This is a genomic window from Streptomyces griseorubiginosus (genome assembly GCF_017614965.1).
GTDB classification, from domain to species: Bacteria; Actinomycetota; Actinomycetes; order Streptomycetales; family Streptomycetaceae; genus Streptomyces; species Streptomyces griseorubiginosus_B.
Genome location: NZ_WVUG01000496.1, coordinates 1 through 3,914, shown reverse-complemented (window position 1 = coordinate 3,914; position 3,914 = coordinate 1). Strand labels below are relative to the sequence as shown.

2 protein-coding genes and 1 pseudogene are annotated in these 3,914 nt (G+C 71.2%); 2 read left to right on the top strand and 1 reads right to left on the bottom strand.

The window, feature by feature from the left end:
• Both GRC12_RS42550 and GRC12_RS42545 read left to right on the top strand, forming a co-directional pair.
• Window positions 1–265 (top strand): annotated as a pseudogene (locus GRC12_RS42550) (protein phosphatase 2C domain-containing protein); the annotation flags it as partial.
• A 65-nt stretch (window positions 266–330) separates the two neighbouring features.
• Window positions 331–2,073, top strand: coding sequence for a pyruvate dehydrogenase (locus GRC12_RS42545; protein WP_208785802.1), 1,743 nt, complete (start codon window positions 331–333; stop codon window positions 2,071–2,073).
• Here GRC12_RS42545 and GRC12_RS42540 read toward each other — a convergent pair.
• Window positions 2,070–3,044 (bottom strand): hypothetical protein, encoded by a 975-nt coding sequence (locus GRC12_RS42540; protein ID WP_208785801.1) that lies wholly within the window; start codon window positions 3,042–3,044, stop codon window positions 2,070–2,072. The two genes, GRC12_RS42545 and GRC12_RS42540, sit on opposite strands and share 4 nt — an antisense overlap.
• Window positions 3,045–3,914: the final 870 nt, after the last annotated feature.

Sequence of the window (3,914 nt, the reverse complement as noted above, 5' to 3'; positions counted from 1 at the left end):
CCCGAGCCCCTACGAACCGGCCCCCGAACCGCCCCGCGAACCCTTCCGTTTCCGTGCCTCGGTGGCCCGCCCGGGTGACACCCTGCTGATGTGCAGCGCGGGCCTCGCGGACCCGCTGCGCGGCGAACCGGACCTGTGCCGCTATCTGACGGGCAGATGGTCCGGACCCACCCCGCCCGGCCTCGCCGCGTTCCTCGCGGACACCCAGGTCCGGGTCAAGGGTTACGCGGACGACCGTACGGCCGCGGCCGTTTGGGAGGCGTGAGCACGCGGCCTGTGAATTGATGGACCCAGAGGGATCAGCGGAGACCGAAGGGGCAGCAGAGCACCATGGCCAAACAGAACGTCGCCGAGCAGTTCGTCGACATCCTCGTCCGCGCCGGAGTCAAGCGCCTGTACGGCGTCGTCGGCGACAGCCTCAACCCGGTGGTGGACGCGGTGCGCCGCAACGCCGCCATCGACTGGGTGCACGTACGCCACGAGGAGACCGCCGCCTTCGCGGCCGGCGCGGAAGCCCAGATCACCGGCAAGCTCACCGCGTGCGCGGGCTCCTGCGGGCCCGGCAACCTCCATCTCATCAACGGCCTCTACGACGCCCACCGTTCGATGGCGCCCGTACTCGCGCTCGCCTCGCACATCCCCTCCAGCGAGATCGGCCTGGGCTACTTCCAGGAGACCCACCCCGACCGGCTCTTCCAGGAGTGCAGCCACTACAGCGAGCTGATCTCCAGCCCGAAGCAGATGCCCCGGCTGCTGCAGACCGCCATCCAGAACGCGGTCGGCCGCTCCGGCGTCAGCGTGGTCTCCCTCCCGGGCGACATCGCCGCCGAGCCCGCCCCCGACAAGGCCGCCGAGACCGCCCTGGTCACCTCCCGGCCCACGGTCCGCCCGGGCGACGCCGAGATCGACGAACTCGTCCGGATGATCGACGCGGCCGACCGGGTCACCCTGTTCTGCGGCAGCGGCACGGCCGGCGCGCACGCCGAGGTCATGGAGTTCGCCGGGAAGATCAAGTCACCGGTGGGGCACGCTCTGCGTGGCAAGGAGTGGATCCAGTACGACAACCCCTACGACGTCGGCATGAGCGGTCTGCTCGGCTACGGCGCCGCCTACGAGGCCACCCACGAGTGCGATCTGCTGATCCTGCTCGGCACCGACTTCCCCTACAACGCCTTCCTGCCCGACGACGTCAAGATCGCGCAGATCGACGTCCGGCCCGAGCACCTGGGCCGCCGCTCCAAGCTCGACCTGGCGGTGTGGGGCGACGTGCGCGAGACGCTGCGCTGTCTGATCCCGCGGGTGCGGGAGAAGTCCGACCGCCGGTTCCTGGACCGGATGCTGAAGAAGCACGCGGACGCGCTGGAGGGGGTGGTGAAGGCCTACACCCGCAAGGTGGACAAGCACGTGCCGATCCATCCCGAGTACGTGGCGTCCGTACTCGACGAACTCGCCGACGACGACACCGTGTTCACCGTGGACACCGGGATGTGCAACGTGTGGGCCGCCCGCTACATCACCCCCAACGGCCGTCGCCGGGTGATCGGTTCGTTCTCGCACGGCTCGATGGCGAACGCGCTGCCCATGGCGATCGGGGCGCAGTTCACCGACCGGGGGCGGCAGGTGGTCTCCATGTCCGGGGACGGCGGATTCTCCATGCTGATGGGCGACTTCCTGACGCTGGTGCAGTACGACCTCCCGGTCAAGGTCGTCCTCTTCAACAACTCCTCGCTCGGCATGGTCGAGTTGGAGATGCTGGTGGCGGGGCTGCCCTCGTACGGCACCACCAACAAGAACCCCGACTTCGCCGCCGTCGCGCGCGCCTGCGGTGCGTACGGGGTGCGCGTCGAGAAGCCCAAGGATCTCGCCGGCGCGCTGAAGGACGCCTTCAAGCACAAGGGCCCGGCACTCGTCGACGTGGTCACCGATCCCAACGCCCTGTCCATCCCGCCGAAGATCAGCGCCGAGATGGTGACCGGCTTCGCCCTGTCGGCGTCCAAGATCGTCCTGGACGGCGGAGTCGGCCGCATGCTGCAGATGGCCCGCTCCAACATCCGCAACGTGCCGCGGCCTTAGCTGGTGTAGGGGACCCAGGCGCGTTCGCCCGCGTCGTTCGTTCCGTACCAGTAACGGGGCCTGCCCTTGATGCTGCTGGTGCGGAACGGGTGGCCGTGGTCGTCGATGCGGACCGTGCCGGTGCGGCCCTGCGAGGACCAGTCGAGCTCGAGGTACCAGCTGGCGTCGTACGTCTCGGTCGTCGCCGTGACCAGCAGCACCTCGGGGTCCTGGGCCGAGACACGGTAGGGGAACTGGACCGCGGGAGCCGGCTTTCCCCCGTCGTTGGTGCCGGGCATCGGGTGCGCGATGGGCCGGTTGACGTCGAGGTTCACGGCGAAGCTGCGCGGGGTGAGACCGCCGCCGCAGCCCTCGTCCATCGAGTACGCGGTACCGGGTACGGGGTTGCCGCGGCCGACGATCCGGACGCGCAGGGCGTTCAGCACGACGGCCGTCGACGACTTCCCCTGCACCGAGATCTCCACCGTCGACTGCCGCCCCTGCACCGCGTTCTGCGTCGCCGCCCACACCGCGGCGTCCTGCGGCACCGGTGGCGGGGGCACCTCGTCCGGCGCCTTGTCGATCACGTAGTTCTGGCCGCACCCTCCTTGCCAGACGTGCGAGTCGACCGTCAGGGCCAGGGGGACAGCGGCGGGCGCGGGAGCCTTGTCCTTCACCGGCGGGGCATCCTGCGTCGGGGAAGTGGGCGACGCCGTACCGCCCGTTGAGGGGGAGGCCGAGCCGGCGCCGGGGGAGGGGCTGCTGCTCGCGCCGCCGGCCGACGGGGCGCGGCGGGCGCCGGCCTCCGTCGTACGGGACGTCCCGGACGGTGTCCTGGCGGACCTGTCCCGCGCCCCGTCCTGCGACAGCGCCGAGACGGTCCCGAGCGTGGCCACCAGCACGGTGACCACGGCGGCGCCGAGGAGACTCCGCCGCCGACGGAACCAGGGGCGGGGGCGGTGGGCGGAGGTGACCCCGTTACCACCCGCCACGTGCTCGCCCTGACGAGCGGCCGTGTCGCGAGAGGAACCAACTGCCTCCGGCCGGCGATCCGTTCCCCCGCCCACGAAAGCGGTCGGCTCCGCGTCGCGTGCGGCGGTCTCGAGCTCGGGCCCGGTTCCGTCGACGACGGCAGCGGTCGTCTCCGGCTCGCGCGCGGATGTTTCGAGCTTGGGCCCGGTTCCGTGGGCGACGGCAGCGGTCGTCTCCGGCTCGCGCGCAGCTGTCTCGGTCCCGGGACCGGTCGTCTCGAGACGGGGAGCCAGTCCCTTCGACAAGGGAGCCGACGGCCCGGACGGGGAAGCGGGTGTCGTCCCTGACGGGGGAGCAGCCGCCCAGGAGGGGGAAGCGGGTGTCGTCCCGGACAGAGGAGCAGCCGCCCCGGGCAGGGAGGCGGGTTGCTCCGGCGGGGAGGTAGCCGCGCCGGACATGGAAGCGTGCGGCTGGCTCTCGGATGCGGCCGTGCGGGGCAGGGAGGCGGGTTGCTCTGGCGGGGAGGTAGCTGCGCCGGACATGGAAGCGTGCGGCTCGTTCCCAGAAGCGGCCCCGCCGGGCACGGAGGCGGGAGGCTGCGGCGCGGAAAGACCCACGCCCCGCTGGGAAGTCGGTGACTCCGGCAGAGAAACGTGCGCGTCCCGCACGGAAGTCGCTGACTCCGGCGAGGAAACATGGGCGCCCGGCAGGGAAGTCGGTGCCTGGGGTGAGGAAACCTGTGCACCCGGCGGGGAAACATGGGCGCCCGGCTGGGAAGTCGGCGGATCCGTCAGGGCGGCGGCCGTGTCGGGACGGGAAGACGGCGGCTTCGGCACTGTCTCTTATACCCATCTGACGCTGCCGGCGACTAGTCGAGTGTATAGCTCGGG

What these genes read in the sequence shown, in the direction of transcription:
- GRC12_RS42545 (WP_208785802.1), top strand. Translation starts at nt 331, where the DNA reads ATGGCCAAACAGAACGTCGCCGAGCAGTTCGTCGACATCCTCGTCCGC.